Origin of the sequence: Ensifer sp. ENS07 (assembly GCF_014852185.1) — a bacterium.
GTDB lineage: Bacteria > Pseudomonadota > Alphaproteobacteria > Rhizobiales > Rhizobiaceae > Ensifer > Ensifer adhaerens.
The window spans coordinates 86625-107437 of sequence record NZ_JACVBE010000020.1 but is presented as its reverse complement, the minus strand read 5'-3'; the positions used below and the strand labels follow the sequence as shown (position 1 = coordinate 107437).

Annotated in this window: 18 protein-coding genes; 8 read left to right on the top strand and 10 right to left on the bottom strand. The window is 63.0% G+C overall.

Going from position 1 to position 20813, the window contains the following annotated elements; translation table 11 throughout:
- Positions 1-24 precede the first annotated feature (24 nt).
- Positions 25-987 carry a phosphate/phosphite/phosphonate ABC transporter substrate-binding protein gene (phnD, locus tag IB277_RS35325; protein ID WP_112975329.1) on the bottom strand — a complete coding sequence of 321 codons (963 nt, stop codon included), beginning with the start codon at positions 985-987 and terminating at the stop codon, positions 25-27.
- A 111-nt stretch (positions 988-1098) separates the two neighbouring features.
- Here phnD and IB277_RS35320 point away from each other — a divergent pair, with 111 nt between their 5' ends.
- Genes IB277_RS35320 through IB277_RS35310 form a run of 3 tightly spaced genes read left to right on the top strand, consistent with a single transcriptional unit; the run spans position 1099 to position 4161 of the window.
- Complete coding sequence (locus tag IB277_RS35320) at positions 1099-1791, top strand: response regulator transcription factor (protein WP_089045773.1); 693 nt, start codon at positions 1099-1101, stop codon at positions 1789-1791.
- Positions 1781-3163: a sensor histidine kinase N-terminal domain-containing protein gene (locus IB277_RS35315; protein ID WP_371813756.1), complete on the top strand. Its 1383-nt coding sequence runs from the start codon at positions 1781-1783 to the stop codon at positions 3161-3163. The genes IB277_RS35320 and IB277_RS35315 overlap by 11 nt, the downstream gene beginning before the upstream one ends.
- The gene (locus IB277_RS35310; RefSeq protein ID WP_192373034.1) at positions 3160-4161 is read left to right on the top strand and encodes an ABC transporter substrate-binding protein; all 1002 of its coding nucleotides are present in this window, start codon (positions 3160-3162) and stop codon (positions 4159-4161) included. Before IB277_RS35315 ends, IB277_RS35310 begins: the two co-directional genes overlap by 4 nt.
- 31 nt (positions 4162-4192) lie before the next feature.
- Here the strand turns inward: IB277_RS35310 and IB277_RS35305 are convergent, their stop codons facing one another.
- Entirely contained in the window at positions 4193-5683 is a 1491-nt protein-coding gene (locus IB277_RS35305; protein ID WP_192373033.1) for a PLP-dependent aminotransferase family protein, read from the bottom strand.
- Between the two features lie 109 nt (positions 5684-5792).
- On the opposite strand from IB277_RS35305, the gene IB277_RS35300 reads away from it, so the two are divergent.
- From IB277_RS35300 to IB277_RS35280, 5 genes are all read left to right on the top strand, one after another.
- Complete coding sequence (locus IB277_RS35300) at positions 5793-7025, top strand: benzoate/H(+) symporter BenE family transporter (protein WP_060607973.1); 1233 nt, start codon at positions 5793-5795, stop codon at positions 7023-7025.
- Positions 7026-7402: 377 nt separating this feature from the next.
- Positions 7403-8635 (top strand): zinc metallochaperone AztD, encoded by a 1233-nt coding sequence (aztD, locus tag IB277_RS35295; RefSeq protein ID WP_192373032.1) that lies wholly within the window; start codon positions 7403-7405, stop codon positions 8633-8635.
- A gap of 253 nt (positions 8636-8888) precedes the next feature.
- A complete protein-coding gene (gene dsbD / locus IB277_RS35290; RefSeq protein ID WP_192373031.1) occupies positions 8889-10697 on the top strand; it encodes a protein-disulfide reductase DsbD in 1809 nt (602 codons plus the stop codon).
- On the top strand, positions 10694-11518 hold the full coding sequence (locus tag IB277_RS35285; RefSeq protein WP_192373029.1) for a TlpA disulfide reductase family protein: 825 nt from the start codon (positions 10694-10696) through the stop codon (positions 11516-11518). Before dsbD ends, IB277_RS35285 begins: the two co-directional genes overlap by 4 nt.
- Before the next feature lie 109 nt (positions 11519-11627).
- Positions 11628-12236 (top strand): DsbA family protein, encoded by a 609-nt coding sequence (locus IB277_RS35280; protein WP_192373027.1) that lies wholly within the window; start codon positions 11628-11630, stop codon positions 12234-12236.
- A gap of 228 nt (positions 12237-12464) precedes the next feature.
- On the opposite strand, the gene IB277_RS35275 is transcribed toward IB277_RS35280, so the two are convergent.
- From IB277_RS35275 to IB277_RS35240, 8 genes are all read right to left on the bottom strand, one after another.
- Positions 12465-12698, bottom strand: a complete 234-nt coding sequence (locus IB277_RS35275) for a hypothetical protein (protein WP_034794697.1) — start codon at positions 12696-12698, stop codon at positions 12465-12467.
- Between the two features lie 130 nt (positions 12699-12828).
- Positions 12829-13533, bottom strand: a complete 705-nt coding sequence (locus IB277_RS35270; RefSeq protein ID WP_192373025.1) for a gamma-glutamyl-gamma-aminobutyrate hydrolase family protein — start codon at positions 13531-13533, stop codon at positions 12829-12831.
- A 103-nt stretch (positions 13534-13636) separates the two neighbouring features.
- On the bottom strand, positions 13637-14599 hold the full coding sequence (locus tag IB277_RS35265; protein WP_110819397.1) for an ATP-binding cassette domain-containing protein: 963 nt from the start codon (positions 14597-14599) through the stop codon (positions 13637-13639).
- Positions 14596-15507, bottom strand: coding sequence for an ABC transporter ATP-binding protein (locus tag IB277_RS35260; protein ID WP_134887035.1), 912 nt, complete (start codon positions 15505-15507; stop codon positions 14596-14598). The genes IB277_RS35265 and IB277_RS35260 overlap by 4 nt, the downstream gene beginning before the upstream one ends.
- Positions 15504-16325, bottom strand: a complete 822-nt coding sequence (locus IB277_RS35255) for an ABC transporter permease (protein ID WP_034794912.1) — start codon at positions 16323-16325, stop codon at positions 15504-15506. Before IB277_RS35255 ends, IB277_RS35260 begins: the two co-directional genes overlap by 4 nt.
- 5 nt (positions 16326-16330) lie before the next feature.
- Complete coding sequence (locus tag IB277_RS35250) at positions 16331-17266, bottom strand: ABC transporter permease (RefSeq protein ID WP_034794719.1); 936 nt, start codon at positions 17264-17266, stop codon at positions 16331-16333.
- 81 nt (positions 17267-17347) lie between these two features.
- Positions 17348-18940: an ABC transporter substrate-binding protein gene (locus IB277_RS35245; RefSeq protein ID WP_060516616.1), complete on the bottom strand. Its 1593-nt coding sequence runs from the start codon at positions 18938-18940 to the stop codon at positions 17348-17350.
- 55 nt (positions 18941-18995) lie between these two features.
- The gene (locus IB277_RS35240) at positions 18996-20621 is read right to left on the bottom strand and encodes an amidohydrolase (RefSeq protein ID WP_112975320.1); all 1626 of its coding nucleotides are present in this window, start codon (positions 20619-20621) and stop codon (positions 18996-18998) included.
- Positions 20622-20813: the final 192 nt, after the last annotated feature.

Genomic DNA, 20813 nt, shown 5'->3' with positions numbered 1-20813 from the left:
ATCCTGTCGGGCTGTGGGATGAGGTCAGAAGGTGGAAGCGCCGGCCTTGTCGATGACCTCGCGCACGCTTGCCCAATCCCGATCGTAGCGGATCGGAAGGAAGCGCTCGTCGCCGTGAAACTCGCTCTTCATTTCCGGGGTGAATTCAAAGTCGAAGAAGCACCGCTTCATCGCCGCGACCAGCGGTGGGGCGAGATCATGCGCATAGGCAAAGGACGACGTCGGAAAGATGCCGCTGGTGAATATGACGCGCAGGTCTTCGCGCTTGACCATGCGCCGCTCAATCAGACGTTCCAGCACGTCCGACGCGACCGCCGCCATGTCGTAGTCGCCCGAGATCACGCCGAGAATGGACTTGTCATGGCCGCCGGACATGATCGGCGCGTAGTCTTCCCCCGGGCTCAGGCCTTCGCCCGGGAACAGCGCGCGTGGCGCCAGGTGCCCGGAGTTCGAGAACGCGGACGCGTGCGCCACGCGCCGCCCCTTTAGATCGGACAGGGTCTTGAACGGAGAGTCGGCGCGAACGATGGCAATCAGATTGTAGCCGCGCACCGCATTGTCGATGCCTTTTGCGGCGAAGGGAACGGCACCGGCACGGTTGACGGCCTCGACCGTCGGTCCAGTCGAGAAGCCCGCGAAATGTAGTCGTCCGGACCGCATGGCTTCGATCTCGGCCTTGCTCGATTGCACCGGGTAATAGACGATCTGGCGGCCGAGACAGGCACCGAGATGGGTGGTGAAATCCTTGAACAGGCTCGCATAGATGGCCGGTTCCTCGATCGGAGCATAGGCCCAGACGAGCGTCTGCGGATCCCGCCAATTCGAAGGGTCTGCCGGCGCATCGGCAACGTGGTCCTTGTCCGCGTCGCAATATCGCTCGTCGAGATCAGGGCTTGTCCCGCAACCGGCTTTCGCCGTTGTCGCTACGGGCAACAGCAGCACGCACGCCAATGCGAGGCCGGCTAGAAACAGCCTGTGCGCGTTCATGTCCACCCCTCCCCGAAGCTCCGCTCTCCCGGCGAAAGCTTCATAGTTCTCATCTGCTTTCCATCTGTGTATGGGAGTATCACTGTCACAATCCTGTCACCTGGAAACGCGATGCGCATTCTCCTGATCGAAGACACCCCCGACATCGCCTTTGCCATTTCCATGCGCCTGGAAAAGGAAGGCTACGAGGTCACGACCGCGTTCGACGGCGCGGAAGGAGAGCGGCTCGCCCTCAACGCCTCGCACGATCTGGTGATCCTCGACATCAACCTGCCGAAGCGGGACGGCTTCGCCATCCTGAGTTCCATGCGCCAGGGTGGGTTGACGCGTCCCGTCATCGTCATCACCGCCCGCAACCAGGTGGCCGACAAGGTCGATCTGCTCGAATTAGGCGCTGACGATTATTTGGTCAAACCGTTCGACCTGCACGAGCTCGTCGCGCGCATCCGGGCCGTCTCCCGCCGGCACCTGGGTGCGGCGCAATCGGTTCTGCGTTTGGGCTCGATTTCCATCGACCTTTCGGCCCGCGCGGTGATGCTCGAAGGCCGCCCGCTCGACCTCGGCCGCCGCGAATTCGACGTGCTGGAGGCGCTCGCGACCCGTGCCGGCACGACGGTCAACAAGGAGCAGCTAGTCGTGAAACTCTTCGGCTACGAGGACACGGGCACGCCGAATGCCGTGGAGCTTCTGGTTTCCCGGGTGCGCCGGAAGCTGGAGGACTGCGACATCGAGATCGTCACGCATCGCGGCGTAGGCTACATGCTGCGCCAGCGCTCCGGGAGCGGTGCAAGCGGTGCGCTCTGATTACTCGATCGAGCGCCGCATCCTTTCCAGCGGCGCTGCCCTGCTCATCATCATCGGGCTTTTCCTGTTCTGGATGGTGCGCTGGAATGCGCACAACGCGGCCGAAGAAGCTTTTGACCGGGTGCTTGGCGCGGCGGCACTTTCGATTGCCGATACGGTGTCGATCGAGGACGGCACCGCAAGCGTCGACCTGCCGCATTCCGCCTTCGCCATCCTCGGCACGTCCCGGCTCAATCGCATCTTCTACCGGGTGGCGGCTCCCGACGGGACGATCATTACCGGCTCGCCGATCCTCGGCCTGGAGATCCCGCACGGGACGGGACCGCAGTTGCGGCTGGCCGACAGCACCTACAGGGGTGAACGGATCCGCATCGCCGCCGTCGCCCGCTACAGCACCGATGCCGCCGGCGGCGGCTGGGTCGACGTTCTCGTCGGCGAAACGCGCGAAGCGCGCGATCAACTTGGGTTGCATCTGACCTTCAATGCCGCCCTTCCCGCAATCGCCGTGTCCGTGCTGGCGTTCCTGCTGATCTGGCTTGCGGTCCGCCAGGCTTTTGCACCGCTGAGAACCGTCGAGGCCGATCTGCGCCACCGTGCCTCCTCTGATCTCAGCCCGGTCTCCGGCCCGGTGCCAAGGGAGGTGAGCGCGCTGATCTCGGCGCTCAACGATTTCATGGGTCGGCTCGATTCCGTGCTCGTCGGCCTGAAGAGCGTGACGGCCGACGCTGCCCATCAGTTGCGTACGCCCCTGACCGCCTTGCGCGCGCTTGCAGAACTTTCGATCGACGAAGCGCCGGCCGGCAGGCTGCGTGACATTCTCGGCCGCATCCACGCCAACTCGGTCAATGCCAGCGTTCTCGCAAACCAGCTTCTGTCGGATGCAAGCACGCTGCACGGCATTGAATCGCGCCTGCGCGAGACCCTCGACATGCGCCTAGTCGTGCGGGAAGCCATCCGTCGCCTGCAGGCGGAAGGCTCCTATCCCGCCGCCGCCGACATGTTCACGCTCAACCTGCCCAGCAACGCTGTCGAGATCGAGGCGGAGGCCGTGAGCCTGCGCGAGATGATACGCAACATCATCGAAAATGCGCTCGTGCACGCTCCAGGGTCTATCGACATCACCGTGACAGAGGTGAATCGCTTGGTCCGCTTCGTTGTTTCCGACCGGGGGCCTGGAATCCCGAGGGATATGCGCAAGCAAATGTTCGAACGCTTTTCGCGGGCCGACAGCAGTAAACCGGGTTCCGGACTTGGGCTCGCCATTGCCAGAACCGTTGCGGAAGCCATGGGCGGCAGCATCAGCCTCGACGATCGGGATGGAGGCGGGTTGTCGGTCGTGGTTTGCCTGCCCAAAGGCGGAACCCCGGCATGATCGCTCGGTTCACGCTCATGCTTCTCGCCGCGCTCTTTGCCGCATCGACGCCGGCGCGAGCCACTCCGGAGCGGCTCACCATCGTCGGGGTCGACGCGCAGCCGACGATGCAGCCATTGCTCGACGCCCTTCAAGCCGACATGCCACACACAAAGGGCCAGTACAGGCAGGCCCGGCCGAGCCAGATCATTTCGCGGCTGCTGGCAGGCGTCGACGACACCGACCCGATCGATGTGCTCGTGCTGCCGACGCCGGACCTCGCCGTTTACCTGGCCAACGAAGGCAGTGTCGCGCAGCATCGCGCTTCGGCGGTCAAGCACGGGCCGCAGCAACAGGTTCACTGGCGCAGCGAAGTCTTCAGCATCGGCTACGATCCGGCGGTCTTTGTCGTGCGCAAGGGCGCGATGGCGCCGTTCGACGTCCCGCGCACGCGGACGGAGCTTGCGCGCACGCTGGAGCAGAACCGCGCGCGCCTGCTACGACGGGTCGGGTTGGTCAACATCGGCATCGACAATGTCAGCTATGCCTTCGCCTCGCAGGAGGCGCTTCGATCGCCGCTCTTCTGGCGCATATCCCGAGCCGTCGGTGCGTCGCAGGCGCGCATATTCGACAGCAACGAGGAACTGCTGCAAGCGATGGCGGAAGGCCGCATCGACATTGGCTACAATGTGCCCTTGTCCGCCGTGCGCAAATGGATGAGCAAGACCGCATCCATCGAGATGGTGATCCCTGAGGACTATGTGCTGGCGCTGCCCTGGACGGCATTGATCCCGGAGAAGGCGCGCAATCGCTCGACCGCCGGCGACGTGGTCGACTTCCTGCTTTCCGGTCGCGCCGACCGCGCGCTTGAAGAGGTCGGCCTGACCCGGTCGCGGGATCTCGACACGATGAAAAACGTCCAGTTCATCGAACTGGGACCGGAGCTGCTCGTCTATCTCGACGCCGTCAAGCGCAGCAGATTTCTCGACACGTGGTTCCAGCTCGTGATCCAGGACTAATACCGAAACGTTGGGGCGGCGCTTGGACGACCTATGACTTCGCCGCGGCCCGGAAGGCACCAGCCAGCTTCCGCACCGCCCCCTCGATCTCGCTTGGCGTATAAGCGGCAAACCCCATGAGGAACCCGGGCTCGGGCTTGCCGCCGGCGTGAAGCGCGGACAATCCCATGATCTCGATCCCGACACGTCGTGCCGCATCGACGGCCGCGGCCTCCGAGATCGCACCTGTCAGCGCGCACGGCATCTGCAGGCCGCCATCGGGCACCCGCGCTTCAAGGAAATGCGGCAGATGTTTTCCGACAAGCGTCGCCAAAAGGTCGAGCCGGTCGGCGTAGATGCTGCGCATTGTGCGCACATGGGCGCCGAAATGCCCGCCTTCCATGAAGCGCGCGAGTGTCATTTGCGCCATCGGAGCGGAGTGCCCGTCAAGCAGAGTACGCGCGACGGTCATCGGCTTGACCAGCTCAGGCGGCAGAACTGCATAGCCGATCCGAAGCCCTGGAAAGAGCGATTTGGTGAAGGTGCCGATGTAGATCGTCCGGTCGTGCGGATCGAGGCCCTGAAGGCAGGCCGTTGGTTTGCCGGCATAGTGGAATTCGCTGTCGTAGTCGTCCTCGAGGATCCAGGCCTGATGGCGGCTCGCCCATTCGATCAGCGCAAGGCGGCGATCGAGCGTCAGCGTGGCGCCGGCCGGGAACTGATGCGAGGGCGTCAGGAATACGGCCTTGACCTTGCGCGTCTCCGCCTTGATCTGGTTGACGGCGATGCCATGGCGGTCGACGCGGATGGGGACGCATTCGAGCCCCGCCGCATCGAACGCCTTGCGCGCGCCGTAATAGGCCGGATCCTCGATGAAGATGCGGTCACCGGGATCGAGCAGCATGTTTGCGCACAATGTCAGCGCCTGCTGCGAGCTGGTGAGGATCAGCACCCGTTCGGCCGTGGTACGGGCGCCGCGTTCTAGGTTCACATAGTCGGCAATGGCACGGCGCAGCTCCTCGATCCCTTGCGGGTCGCCGTGAAGCAGCGCCCTTCTGCCGGTTTCGCGCAAGACCTGCCGTCCGAGGCGCTCCCACAGCGCGAGCGGAAAAGTGCGCGTCTCCGGCACGCCATGGGCGAAGGGGCGGGGCAACAGCTGTTCACTGACGCCGCCGCTGCCGAACATGGCATTGCCCCGCCTGCTCAAAGCCGCTGCCTGGTTGGGCGACTGCGCGCGCCTTGGAGACAGGCGCCTGCCGGGTGCAAACTCCTTCACCTCGGCCACGAAACTGCCGCTCCCGACGCGACGGTCGATGAAGCCTTCGGCATGAAGCTGGCCATAGGCCGCTTCGATCGTATCGCGCGATACGCCGAGGGATTTGGCGAGCACGCGCGAAGCTGGAAGCGGCTTTCCCGGCCCAAGCGCACCGTCGAGGATCAACTGCCGGATCGCCCGCTGGATGCGCGCATGAAGCGGCATCCCAGCCTGGGCGGGCTGGGCAATCCATGCCTTCACGGACTCGAGTTGGGAATGCTTGAACAAATGGTCTGATCATCTTCAGAAAAATGGATGGGCATATCGGGCCAATGACTGGCTATTTGTCAACGCGGCTTGCCAGTCCTCCCCGAAATTTCAGGAGCCCCGATAGATCATGTCATCACATGTTTTCCCGTCATCCCTTCGCTTCAACGACCTTGCCCATCCCATTGTCGCGGGTCTGATCTCCGTCATCGTCAACTATGGCGGCACCTTCATCCTGGTCTTTCAAGCCGCGAAAGTGGCTGGGCTCAGCCCCGAGTTGACGGCTTCCTGGGTCTGGTCGGTCTCGATCGGCGTGGGAATGACGGGGCTTTGGCTGAGCTGGCGCTATCGCGAGCCTATCATCACCGCCTGGTCGACGCCGGCCGCAGCCTTTCTCGTCACTGCGCTTGCGACCACGCCCTATGCCGAGGCCATCGGCGCCTACATGATCTCGGCTCTAGCCTTCGTCGCACTCGGGCTTTCGGGCTATTTCGAGAAGGTCATCCGGCTGATCCCGCCAGGCATCGCCGCGGGCCTGCTCGCCGGTATCCTGCTGCAGTTCGGCATCGGCGCGTTCGGCGGCGCAAGCGTCGATCCGTTGCTCGTCGGCCTGCTGATTATCGCCTACGTCGTCCTGAAGCGCTTCTCCGCCCGCTATGCCGTGGTCGGCATCCTCGTTCTCGGGCTCCTGTTCCTGCTCGCGGAGGGCCGGGTCGACCTGTCGGGTCTGAAGTTGGAGTTCGCGGCGCCCATTTTCACCATGCCGTTGTTCTCGCTGAACGCGCTGCTTTCGGTCGCACTGCCGCTGTTTCTCATCACGCTGACCGGCCAATACATGCCGGGAATGCTGGTGCTGCGGAATGACGGCTTCAAGACCAGCGCCAACCCGATCGTCACGACGACTGGCTTCGGTTCGCTGATCATGGCGCCTTTCGGCTCGCACGCCTTCAATATCGCGGCAATCACGGCGGCGATCGCAACCGGCAAGGAGGCCCACGAAGACCCCTCCAGGCGCTGGATCGCGGGTATCGCCGCGGGCTTTTTCTACGTGCTCGTCGGCGTGTTCGGCGTTACGCTTGCGGCCGTGTTCATGGCGTTTCCTGCGACCTTCATCGCCACGCTAGCGGGCCTCGCCCTTCTCGGTACCATTGGTGGCAGCCTTGCTGCAGCAACAGCCGACCCGGCCTGCCGCGAAGCGGCGCTCATCACGTTCCTGGCCTCCGCCGCCAACATCAAGCTGCTCGGGATCGGCGGGGCCTTCTGGGGCCTGGTGATCGGCCTTCTCGCCTACATCGTTCTGAACGGCCGCCTACCGCAGCGTCGCGGGAGCAAGCTGCCCCTGAACGAAGGCACAGCGAAGTAGCAGGATGACCGGGTCCCGCCGCGTTTGACGGCCTTCGTCGCTGATGAAGGCCCTATGGCGGGTTTTGGTCCATCTCGCCCAAAGCCCCCCAGCCCTGAAAATCGGCGAAGCCCACCAACGGAGAACCGAGCATTTCAAAGGGTGGCGGCAACACATGCCGCCATCCGCCGCTCCAGGCGAAGTCGCGGAATGCCAATCGGTCCGTCAGGACCGAGCCTCACACTCCTTAACGCCAGCGAGCCACGTAGGCCGCCGTCGCGGGCCGCCTGTGACGGCGTCGTTGACGCATGTGCAAACGTCAGCTTGTTGCCGCTGGACAAGGCGAATGTAACGCTATAACACAACATATGTAACGTTATTACATTATAGGAGATTTCATGTCCCGCTCCGGTTTGCCCGCGCTTTTCGCCACCACCATTCTCGCGACCCTCGCCTTTCCGTTGACCTCTCATGCCGAGGAAGAACAGCAGCGCGAGACCTGGCGTTTGTTCATTGCCGACCACACCCAGCCCGTGGTCCGCGCCATCGATTTGGAAACGGACAAGGAAATCGGCCGTTTTGACCTTGAAGGCTTCGCCGCCCTTTCTCTGAGCGACACCGGACGAACGGTCTTTGCCGTCCAGGGCGAAGAGAACCTGATCCATGCCATCGACACCGGCATAGCGCTTTCCGATCACGGAGAGCACCGGGACATCGAGGTCAAGGAGCCGAGGCTGCTTGAGACAACCATTCGCGGACAAAAGCCCGGCCACGTGGTTGCCCATGGTGACGATCTCGCCATCTTCTACGATCGCGGTGGCAAGTTCGATCTGCTTGGCGAAAGCGCGCTTCTGGACGGCAAGGCGGAGCTCAAGGCTTACGATACTACCGCCGCACACCATGGCGTCGCGGTTTCGACCGGCAACCATCTTCTCGTTTCGGTCCCGAACCTCGAAGCGACGGTAAAGGAAGGTGAGCTTCCTCCCCGCCTGGGTCTGCGTGTTCTCGACAAGGAGGGCAAGCAGGTCGGCGATGTCGCAACCTGCACGGGGCTCCACGGTGAAGCGACGTCCGCCCGCCTGGCCGCCTTCGGTTGCGCCGAGGGCGTCCTGGTCGCACGCCCAGGTGGGCTCGATGGCCCCAAGCTCGAGATGCTCGCCTATGGCGACAAGCTGCCGGAAGGCAAGGTATCCACACTGCTCGGCGGCACTTCTATGCAGTTCTTCCTTGGGAACTACGGAGAAGACAAGGTCGTACTGATCGACGCCGACGCGAAGGAACCCTACCGCCTCGTCGAACTGCCGCTGCGGCGGGTGGACTTCATCCTCGATCCGGCAAAGTCACGCAACGCCTATATCCTGACGGAGGACGGCAAGCTTCACCTCCTTGACGTCGTGGATGGCGTGATCACCAAATCGGAAATCGTCACGGAGCCCTACAGCAAAGATGGCCACTGGCGCGACGCAAGGCCCCGCCTCGCCGTCGCCGGCAATCACCTCGCCATCACTGATCCGCGCCAAAGCCTGGTACGCGTGATCGACACGGAAACACTGAAGGAGACCCGCACGATCGCGGTCGAGGGACAACCCTTCGCAATCGTCGCAGCCGGTGGGTCGGGCGCAACCCACTAGGCAACACAGGCAATGAAGTCTGGACGCCGGCCAAAGGGCCGGTGTCCATAAGCAGGTGAACCCGGTAGCACCGGTTGCCCGACCATCGTTCGGCCTTTTCTTCTGGAATTACACCGAGAGCCAGCACCAAGGTCTTAGCGGATTAACTTGCGCGGCCCGTTTCTATCCTTCGCCTTGGTCAATCATTTTAAGGTTGCCTTAAGGTAGCGGCCTGATCGCTCCGCCCTCGATTGAAGACGAGGACGCAAGAACGATGCGGAAAGCAAGTCTGCTGGCGCTGGTTTGGGTTTTGATTGCGGCCATCCTGCCAGCCCGGGCGCTCGAGGCGCCCCTGCCGATGGACGAGGCCTTCGTACCTGGGATCGCCAGGCAAGACGACGGCCGGCTGGCGATCACATGGACGATTGCTGACGGCTACTATCTCTACAGGGACTTCCTGGCAGCAGAAGATGAGGGTAACCGGCCGATCACCCTGCAAACCGAACCGGGGACAGTCAAGGACGATCCGGGCTTCGGCACAACCGAGGTCTATTACCAAAAGGCTTCCGCCCGGATCGCGAATGCGCCTCCGTTCATTCGCCTCACCTATCAGGGCTGCCAGGATGGCGGGCTTTGTTATCCGCCGACAACGCGGACGATCGATACCGCCGCGATGACCATCAGCAAACCGGTCGGTGGTTTTACCTTTGCGCCTGCCAAGGACGCACGGCCCGTGGAAGCGCCGGACACGGGTTTTTCCATCGCAGCTGACGGCGGAGAAACGGCGGTCGACCGGCTCATGACAGGTGGCGGGTTTGCGCTTCTTCTTGCAGGCTTCCTCGGCTTCGGACTGCTGCTCGCCTTCACGCCTTGCGTTTTCCCGATGTATCCGATCGTCGCGGCCATGCTCACGCGCGAGGGAGAGGGGCTGACGGCACGACGCGGTTTCATGCTCGCCTCCGCTTATGTGCTGGCCCTTGCGTCCGCCTTCGGTCTCCTTGGCATCGTGGCCGCTTGGTCGGGGCAAAACCTGCAGATCGTGATGCAATCGCCCGTCGCTGTCGGCGTGGTCGCGGCACTGTTCGTCCTGCTGGCGCTCTCCAGCTTCGGGCTCTTCCACATCAAGCTGCCGGCAGTGATCGGCAACCGCCTGAGCAGCGGCCGGCAGAAGGGCGGCTCGGTCGCCGCCGCCGCCCTGGCCGGTCTTTCCTCCGCCTTCCTCATCGGCCCCTGCGTAACCGCGCCGCTTGCCGGCGCCCTCCTCTACATCGCCCGGACCGGTGACATTGCGGTCGGCGCACTCGCCCTTTTTGCACTTGGCCTTGGCAAGGGCATCCCGCTCATCATCATGGCGACAATCGGCGGCAAGGCGCTTCCACGCGCCGGCGCGTGGATGGAACGTGTCCGGCACGTCTTCGGCTTCGCATTCCTGGGAACGGCGATTTGGCTTGCGACGCCGCTTGTGCCGGAGCGCTTCGTCCTCCTGCCCTGGGCCGTGTTTTCCCTTGCCTTCGGCATCTACGCGGTCGCTCCCGACGGGCTGCGGTCCACAGGCGGCTACGGCGTACTGACGCGCTTGACCGCCGTCGTCTCGCTCATTTGGGGTAGTCTGCTGCTGGTGGGCTTCGGCCTTGGAGCCAGCGATCTGCTCACTCCGCTCGGCCCGCTCAAGGGGGCGGCGAGTGCTGACCAAACAGCCGCCATCCAGAAGTCGGATTTTACCAAGGTCGGCTCGGCCGGCGCACTCTCCCGCCTTCTCGACACCGCAGCCTCCGGGAGGCAACCCACCCTCGTCTATGTCACCGCCGGCTGGTGCGTCACCTGCCGCACGATCGAGCGGTCCGTTCTGACAAAGCCTGATGTCGCGGCGAGCCTTGACGGGATCCGCTTGGTCAGCCTCGACGTCAGCACCCTCGATGCGGAGAATGGCGCACTGATGCGATCACTTGCCGTCGTTGGCCCGCCGACTATGATCTTCTTCAACCGCAGCAAAGAGGAGGCCCCCGGTACGCGCCTCGTCGGAGAAATCACGGCCGGCTCGCTTGCGGAGGCGGCACGGATGGCCAAGGGCAGCGCGCAATGAACGCCGTCGCAATAGGTCCCTTCGCTATTTCCGCCGATCGCTTTTCGGTCATCGCCGGGTTGATCGTCTTCATGCTTGTCGGCTCGCTCCTTGCCGCCCGCATCCACAACCGGCTTGGCACCTTTACGACGGCTGCCACACTTTTCGGCGTTGTCGGCGCGCGCGCCGGGCATGTGCTCATCCATGCCGAGAGCTTCCTGCAGGAGCCGTTGCGAGTTCTCGCCATCTGGCAGGGCGGCTTTTCCCCGACGGGCGGATTCCTCGGTGTTTTCCTCGCCGCAGTGATGCTCTGGCGAAACGCACCGAAAGCCGCTCCTTGGGCGATCCTGCCGCTTGCGGCCGGCCTCTTCGTCTGGGTCGTCGCCACAACCCTCACCGATAGCGGCGCTGCACCCCGTGCCCCGGAAACGTCCTATGCCGTTCTCGCACGGAACGAGAGCCTCGCCATCGCCGAGCGCAAGGGCCGCCCGGCGGTTCTCAATCTCTGGGCAAGCTGGTGTCCGCCCTGCCGGCGGGAAATGCCGATGATGGCGGAGATGACCGAAAGGAATCCTGAGGTCGACTTTCTCTTCGCCAACCAGGGCGAAAGCCGCGCGGCGATAGAATCCTATCTGCGCCAAACAGGCGTCGACCTGGAAACCATCCTTCTCGACCCTTTCTCGGGCCTATCCCGGCACTACGGCGCGATCGGCCTTCCTGCCACACTTTTCATCAACCCGGACGGTACGCTCGCCGCCACCCATCTCGGCGAAATCTCCCGCGAGGCAATCGCCGAACGGCTCGCCGCCTTTGCATCTGAGGACAGGAAGCAGGCAGAATGACAGCCCCGGCCTTTCCGACTTTCGTCGTTTGCCTGCGCGGCATGATCCTCGAAATCGCCGCACGCGCCGTCGCTCTCGGCCCCAATCCATTCGCACAAGGAGAAATCTGATGTTCACCCGCAGAACCGTTCTGACGGCCACGGTCGCGACCGCCGCCGCCGTGCTTGTCGGAGGCCGATCATCCTTCGCCCAGCAATTGACCAAGGAGGAGGTGTTTTTCGACAAGGACGCGCCCGTCCTTGGCAATCCGAAGGGCGATGTCACCATCGTCGAGTTCTTCGACTATCAGTGCCCTTACTGCAAGAAAGTGCATCCGACGGTCGAGAAGGTGGTCAAGGCCGACGGCAACGTGCGGCTCGTGCTGAAGGACTGGCCGATCTTGGGCGAAGCCTCCGTCTTCGCCGCACAGGCAGTGCTTGGAGCCGCCCAGATCGGCAAATACCAGCCGGCGATGGAGGCGCTGATGAAAACCAAGGCGAGGCTGTGGCAGGACGACATCGAGAAGGCGCTGACCGGGGCGGGTCTTTCGATGAAGGAGCTGACCGCAGCCGTGAACACGCACAATGCCAAGATTTCCGGGCTGCTCGACCGCAACTACAGTCAGGCACTCGCCTTCAATTTCGCCGGCACGCCATCCTTCGTCATCGGTTCGGCGATCATTCCCGGCGTTCTGGATGAAAAAGGACTGAAGGACGCCATCGCCAAAGCGCGGAGTTGAAACACGAACTTGGTGAGCTTACCGGACTGCCGCTTCGAAACGCGGCCAGAGCCCATTTGCGCGCGACCTGACCGGTTGAAAGGGTCGCGCGCCGAGAGGTTCACCTTGGCAGCCAGCCGACGAGCGGAAACCGGGCTCGCTGAGCCTGGTGAGCCACCCCAGTCCGACCAGGCAGGCACCCATTCGGCCACCCGACTGCGGCCTTTCTGGCATCATTGAACGACCTTGCTAGGCCGAGAATTTCACCGTTACGCCGCGCTGCCGAAAGTACGCCTGCATCAGCTTCCGTCCGGAACGGTTGTTTTGCACGAGCCTGGTCGGGTCGAATACGGCCTCTTTCAAACCTGCCCGCATCAATGCTGCCTTGAGGGTTGCGATATGAAGATCGATGTCGGCATTGTCTGCCTGCAGCGATGCGTAAATGCGATCTGTTGCCTCTGCTACGGTCGGTTCGCTCACTATACACTCCTGTTGCTGTCTTGTTGGCGTTTGGCACGCCTGTCGGCTTGGCCCTATTTGCTGGAGCCGCCAACGTCAATCGGGAGAGGGCAGAATGTGCTTCCGACAGAACGCAGCAGGGCCTTGGAACAGGTTATCGAAGGTGTCGGCTTGACGCCTCGACGAAGGCGTCGAAGACGCGAGCGCCCGGATGGCTGTCGGCATCCAGCATTTCGGGGTGCCATTGAAGGCCCATGGCAAAGGTCTGCGAGCCGATCTCGATCGCTTCAACGACACCATCCGGGGCTCGGGCCGTAACGGTCACCGCGCCCGATACCTCCACGATCGCCTCGCGGTGAAACGTGTTCACGGTGAATGTTTCGATGCCGAGGATGTCGGCCATTCTGGTGCCGGGGACAACGCTGACGTCATGCGAGAAATTGGCCTGGTCGTGATTGAGCGCGTCGGGCCACGACGAATGGACATCGGAAACCATCCGGCAAGCGTTGAGGCAGCCGAGCATCTGCATGCCGTTGCAGATGCCGAGCACAGGCTTGTCGCGCGCAAGGAAACTTTCCATCAATGCCATGTCGACGGCTAGCCGATCCGAGGGCGGATACTGGGATTGGTCTCCTTCGACATACCAGCTTTTCGGGAAGTTGATGCGGCCGCCGACGCTTAAGAACCCATCAAAATCTTCGACGACCTGGTCGACGAGATCGGGAACATAGGGGATGCCGAAGGCAAAGGCGCCGGCGCGGCGCAGGGCGGAAAAGTAATTTCGCGAGACGTCATAGCGTCCACCGCCCGCACTGGTGTTTTCATCCATGATCACGGCGATCTTCGGCATGCGTTTCATCGGGTTCATCCTAGATTTCAATGATTCCAAGTTCGGACGTTGAGCAACCTAGCTTATCTTTGCAGCGGCGCGGAACGGGGCTTCGCTCAGCGCATTCCATCGGTTAGGCCAAAGCCATCCGAACCCTATGGTTCCCGCCGATCTCGATCAGTTCGGATCGAACAGGCGCGGTAAAAACATCCGGCGCGGTGCTGCCATCGGAAACGAAGCTGCGGCCGGCAAGTTGCGGCACGGTGGCGTCGCTCGCCTGCCTTTCCGCCGGGTTCAGCGCCGCATCCGGATCGGGAATGGCGGCGATCAGGCGGCGCGTGTAGGGATGGGTGGGGGCTTCGAAAATCTCGCGCCAGCCGCCCTCTTCCACGACTTCGCCGAAATACATCACCAGCACCCGGTCGCTCATGTGTTCCACCACGCTCAGATCGTGGCTGATCATCAGATAGGAGAGGCCGAGTTTTTCCTGAAGGTCGAGCAGGAGATTGATGATCTGCGCGCGGATCGAGACGTCGAGGGCCGAGACCGGCTCGTCGAGCACGACGATCTCAGGCTCGAGGATCAGCGCGCGGGCGATGCCGATACGCTGGCGCTGACCGCCGGAGAACTCGTGCGGATAGCGTTCGGCCTGTTCGGGCGTCAGGCCGACATTCTTGAGCATCGCCTCGATGCGGCCCTCGATTTCCGAGGCAGCGGTAATGCCGTGCAGCCGCAGCGGTGCTGCGAGCGAGGTGCGCACGGACTGGCGGGGGTTGAGCGATGCATAAGGATCCTGGAACACCATCTGCACCGCTTTCGCCCGGTCCATCCGGTGCGGCGCGCCGGGCCCCGCGAGCGGCTGACCGCGATAGCGGATCATGCCCTCGGTCGGTTCCTGCAGGCCGAGGATGGAAAGCGCCGTCGTCGACTTGCCGCAGCCCGACTCGCCGACGATCGACAGGCACTCGCCCTTGGCAAGCTCGAAGCTGATGCCGTTGACGGCGTGAAGCGTACGCCGTCCTTTGCCGAGCAGGCCGCCGCCGGAAATGGGGAAACGGACATGGAGATCGTCCACCTGAAGCAGCGGCGCGGTCATGGCTGGCTCCCTTCCCGTTCGCGTGGCGCGATGAAGCGGCTTTCCGTCAGCCTCGAGCGGTCGGCGATGATGCTGTCGATATCGACGAGCCGCTGCCGCCCATGTTCGCTGCGGCTGCCAAGGCGTGGCAGCGCGCCGAGCAGGCCGCGGGTATATTCATGCCGAGGACTTTCAAAGAGTGCCCGCGTCTCGTTCTCCTCGACGAGGCAGCCCGAATACATCACGCCGACGCGCTGGCAGATGCTGGCGATGACGCCAAGGTCGTGGCTGATGAAGAGGACCGCCGTCCCGCGCGCCGCGCAAAGTTCCTTGATGAGGCGCAACACCTCGGCCTGTACGGTCACGTCGAGTGCCGTCGTCGGCTCATCGGCGATCAACAGGTCCGGGCTGCAGGCAAGCGCCATCGCGATCATCACCCGCTGGCGCAGCCCGCCGGACATCTGGTGCGGATAGTTCCTGGCACGGCGATCAGGGTTGGGCACGCGGACATTCCCGAGCGCTTCGACGGCGAGCTTTTCGGCTTCCGCCCAGCTTTTTCCCTGATGTAGCACGAACATCTCGGCGATCTGTCGCCCGACCGTTGAAAGCGGGTTCAGCGCTGTCATCGGCTCCTGGAAGATCATGGCGATGCGATTGCCGCGCAGGCGCCGCATCTCGCGTTTCGGCAACGCCAGCAGGTTCTGCCCCTTGAACAATATCTCGCCACTGGTAACGGCAAGCGGCCGTTTCAAAAGGCCCATGACGGCAAGCGATGTGACCGATTTTCCGGAGCCGGATTCGCCGACGAGGCCATAGGCCTCGCCGGGCATGATCTGGAACGAGACGCCCTTGAGCAGTGGATGGTAGCTGGAACGGCCGAGCGAAACGCCAAGCTGCAGGTTCTTGATGTCGAGAAGCGGCGCGGTCATGGCTTGCGCGTCCTCATATGCGGATCGAGGCTGTCACGCAGACCATCGCCGAGCAGATTGAAGCCAAGCACCGAAAGGAAGATGGCAAGGCCAGGGAAGAGCGCCGCCCAGGGGGCGAGCTGGATGAGTTGGCGGGCATCGGTCAACATCGAACCCCAGCTCGGGAATGGCGGCTGGATGCCGAGGCCGAGGAAGGAGAGCGCCGCTTCAGACAGCACCGCCGACCCCATGCCGAGCGTTGCCATGACGAGGATCGGCCCCATCATGTTCGGCAGAATCTGCGTGAACATGATGCGCAGGTCGCCATAGCCCAGCGTCTGGGCCGCCTGCACGTAGCCTTGCGATTTCAAGGAGAGAGTCGAGGAGCGAGCGATGCGGCAGGTCCAGCTCCAGTTGGTGAGGCCAAGCGCGATCAAGAGCGACGGCAGGCCGGGGCCAAGCACCGCCATGACGGCAAGCGCGAAGATCAACGAGGGGATGGCGAGCATGACGTTGGTCAGGCCGTTGACCAGATCGTCCCACCAGCCGCCCCAATAGCCGGCCGTCATGCCGAGCGTGACGCCGATGATCGAGTTGATCACCTGCGACACGATGCCAACAGTCAGCGAGATCTGCGCGCCGTAAAGAATGCGGGTATAGACGTCCCGTCCCTGCCCGTCCGTGCCGAACCAGAAGGTGGCGTCCGGCGGCAGTTCGGAGTTCATCAAGTCCGCATCGAGCACGGGGTCAAAGGGCGCGATCCAATGGGCAAGGACACCGGCGAAGATGACGAGCGCAGTCAGCGTCGCACCGAGCCAGAAGTTGAAGCCGAGGCGCACGGTCGTCACTCCTGCTTGATGCGCGGGTCGATCGCGGCATAGACCAGATCGACGGCGGTGTTGATGATCAGGAACCACAGCACGATGACGAGGATCGTGCCCTGCACCACGGGAATGTCGCGGATCGCCACACTATCGACCAGCAGCGAGCCGATGCCCGGCCAGGCGAACAGCTTTTCGATGACGACGGCCTGGCCGATCAGCGAGCCGAACTGCAGGCCGACCGTGGTGACGATCAGCACCAGCGCATTGCGCGCCACGTGCCAGCGCACCACCTTCGCCTCGCTCATGCCTTTGGAATGGGCGGTGCGAATGAAGTCGGCGTTCAAAACGTCGAGCACGCCGGCCCGGGTGGTGCGCGCCAGCAGCGCGAGCGGCGTGACGCCGAGGGTCACGGCCGGCAGGATGAGGTTTCGAAACGAGCCGTCGCCGTAACCGAAACTGGGCAGCCAGTTCAGTTGCAGGGCGAAGAGATACATCATCAGAAGGCCGAGCCAGAATTGCGGCATGGAGAGGCCCGAAACCGCGCCGATCATCGTCACGGTATCGAGGATCGAACCGGGCCTGAGTGCTGCAAGAAAGCCGAGCGGCACGCCGACGACGATGGCGAAGACCATGGCGGCGACGGCCAGCTGAAGCGAGGCGCCCAGCCGGTCGTTGATGAGGTCAATGACCGGCTGGCGGGTGCGGAAACTGGTGCCGAGATCGAACTGGGCGAGATCCGTAACATAGGTCACGAAGCGCTCCATCAGCGGCTTGTTCAGACCGAACTCCTCATTGAGGCGAGCGATCATTTGCGGATCGGCGGCACGCTTTCCGTCGGCAAAGAGGCTGGCCGCGAAGGTACCGGGGACGACGGAGAAGATAACGAAGATCAGCAGCGCCACCACGACGATCGTCGGGACGACCTGCAGAATGCGGCGCAGGGTAAAACGAAGCATGAGCGGTTCCATTTTGGCCACCCGGATGGGTGGGACAACTGATGTGTGGGGCGGCCGAAACCGCCCCGAACCTCTCAGGGCTTACTTGCGTGCGTCCGGAGCCGTGTCGTCGATCCAGATCTCGTCATAGGGCTGGACCGCCAGTTCCGTGGCGTTCGGGACAAGGCCGTGGATCCAGGGCTGGTAGGCCATGACCGCCTTGTTGTAGTTGAAGAACCAGACCGGCGCATCGTCCTGCACGATGTTGTTGGCCTGGCGCAGCAGATCGCTCTGCTTGGCAGGGTCGCGTTCCTGCTGGGCCGCCTCATAGAGTTTGTCGAAATCCGGGCTCGCATAGCTCGCGTAGTTGCAGGCGGACTGCGCCGTCTTGGAATAGAAGCAACGCAGTGCATTGAGCGGGTCGGGACCGGACAGGTTCGACCAGATGAAGGCCTGGAAGTTGTTCGACGTCACGGCATCGCCAAGCGCCGAGCTTTCGACCGGCTTCGGCTTCACGGTGACGCCGACCTTCTTCAGCATCGGCAGGATGGCTTCAACGATCGGCACGCCCCAGCTTTCGTTCGGGCTCGCCGTGACTTCGAACTCGAAGCCATCGGCATAGCCTGCTTCCGCCAGGAGTGCTTTCGCTTTCTCTGGATCGAAGGCGTAGGGCACCTTGTCCTTGTCGAAGGCCGGCGAAGACAGCGGCAGCCAGCCGGAGGCGGGGTAGGCCTTGTTCTTGACGAGCCGTTCAATGATCAGCGGCGCATTGATCGCATGGTTGATCGCCTGGCGGACCCGCTTGTCCTTGAAGGGTTCGAAGGCCGGGTTGAAGCCGATGTTGCGCGTATAGACCTCGGCAACTTCGAGCAGGTGATCCTTCAAGGCGTCTTCACCCTGATAGGCCTGGTATTGGGTCGGGCCAAGGATCGAGACATCGATTTCCTTGTTTCGGAACGCGACGTCGCGCGCGGCGTCCTCGGCCATCAGCACGATGTTGATGCGGTCGAGATAGGGCTTGCCCTCTTCGTAGTACTTGTCGAACTTTTCGACAACGACCTGCGATCCCGGCACGTGCTCCTTGAAGACGAAGGCGCCGAGGCCAACGGGGGTCTTGGCGAAGCTCGATTCATCCTTGACATCAGACGGATAAATCACCGTCGTGTTCTGCATCAGCGGGAAGCCGGGGTTGATCGGTCCGGTATAGGTGATCTCCAGCGTGTGGTCGTCGATTTTCTTGAGACCGGAAATCTCCTCAGCCTTGCCGGCGATGAACGCATCCGCACCCTTGATGACGGCAATGTAGCTTGCGCCCGGGAAGGCGTTCTTCGGGTTGGCGATGCGCTTGTAGCTGTAGATGATGTCGTCGGCCGTCAGTGGCTTGCCGTTGTGGAAGACGGCATTTTCGCGCAGGCGATAGGTGTGCACCGTACCATCCTCGGACACCTCTTCCGAGCTAGCGAGTTCCAGGACCGGCTTGTTCTGGATCGAATCCCAGCTGTAGAGCGCGCGGTGGATCGCCTGGGTGATGAATTCCTCCTGGGTGTTCGGGCTTGCCTGAACGTCGAGCGTGGCGAAGCTCGAGCCATAGGGTGCGGTAAAGACGAGCGTTCCGCCGTGGCGTTCGCCGGCAGCCAGCGCTCCGGTTGCCACCCCGAGGCCGAGCATTGCGGCCAATGTCAATCTTTTCAGCATGCTGTTTTCCCTCTCGTGCCGTTTTCGGCTTTGTGTTGATTGGTCTTTCAGGTCGTCAGCGTGCGTCGTGCACGACGCGGCCTGCAAGCAGGGTCATCAGGCAGCGTGTGCCTGAGAGAATGGTATCGGCCGGTGCCTCCAAGAGGTCGTTGTCGAAGACGGCGATGTCGGCCCATTGTCCCGGCACAAGCCTGCCCTTCACGTCTTCGGCCTTCTGAGAATAGGCGCCGTATTCCGTGTAGGCCTGCAACGCTTCCTCGCGGCTCAGCTTTTCCGCCTCCACCATCACGGTACCCTTGCCGGTCTTGCGCGTGATCATGGCGTGAAGGTTCGGGAAGGGATCGGGCGAGCAGACGGGCGAATCCGAGCCGGTCGAGGGCTTGAGACCCATGCGCATCCAGGTGCCGATCTGGTAGGAGGCCTTGCCCCGTTCCTCACCAAGCACGGAAACGTAGCTGTCGCCGAAATCGTGGATGAAGGCCATCTGCGGCGCCGGCAGGATGCCTGCCGCCTTCATGCGCCGATCTTGCTCCGGGCTCGAGAAGCCGCAATGCTCGATGCGATGGCGCCGATCCGGATCGGGATTACCGGCCAGCGCCTTTTCGTAGGCCGTGATCAGCTGCTCGATCGCACCGTCGCCGATGGCGTGGCAAGCCATCTGATAGCCCCGGTCGTGGCAGGATTTGACGATCGCCTCGACGTCGGCATCCGGCAGCATCTGTACGCCGATATTGTCGGGCTCACCAAGATAGGGCTTCGACATCCATGCGGTGCGCCCGCCGGCCGAGCCGTCGAGGAAGATCTTCACGGCCCCGACGCGCAACATGTCGTCGCCCGCACCGGAAATGAGCCCGGCACGCCAGGAATCCTCTACGATCGAGACGCCGGGATCGCCGAGCAGTGTCAGCCAGACGCGCACCGGCAGGCGGCCGGAAAGCTTGGCCATCTCATAAGCCTGGATTTCCGCAAAGCCGGCAAGTTGGCCGACCGCCGCATCCATGCAGCTCGTAATGCCGAGCGACAGAAGATAGCGCCCTGCCCGCTCGATGCCGTCGATCAACTCCTCCGTCGTCACGTCGGGAATAGCCGTCTTGATGAGGTTCTGCGCGTTTTCCGCCAGGAACCCGTTGAGGCGCCCGTCCGTGGTGCCGATTACGCCGCCGTCCGGCACCGGCGTCGCCTCGGTGACATCCGCCAGGCTCAGCGCCAGCGAATTCGCGATGGCCACATGGCCGCAGGCGCGCGTCAGCAGCACGGGATGATCCGGTACGGCGCGGTCGAGTTCCTCGCGGGTCGGATGCCGGCCGACATCGAGCTTGACCTGGTCATAGCCCCGTGCCCGCACCCATGCGCCCTTCGGCGTGACGGCCGCGCGTTCGGCAAGTTTCTCCATAAGGGCGGCAAGCGTCGGCGCAGCGGCAGGGGTCGCGTCGACCCAGCCCATGGTGATGCCGGTGGAGATCAGGTGAAGGTGATTGTCGATAAGACCGGGGCTGGCAAAACGGCCTTCGAGATCGATCACCTTGGTATGGGGCCCCTTGAGGCTCGCCATCTCGGCATCGCTGCCGGTGGCCAGAACCTTGCCCTGCCAAATGGCAACGGCCTCGCTGATCCCCTCCTCCCTGCCTCGCCAGATTCGGCCGTTGTGCAGAATAAGATCAGCGTGAAGCTGGAAGGCCATTAACAATCCCCCTTTTGTTATCAGCCTGATTTCGTGAGCCTCCTCGCTGCCTCGAAATCAGAACTGTTTGCCTTGGGCGCAACGTGGAAGGTTTGTCGGGGTTTGGCTAATTCGCTTTTAGCAAAGGCTGATGCAATATCGGCATAGCGATTTCTTTCCAACGACTTATGATCCCCTCAGCTGCAACGCAGG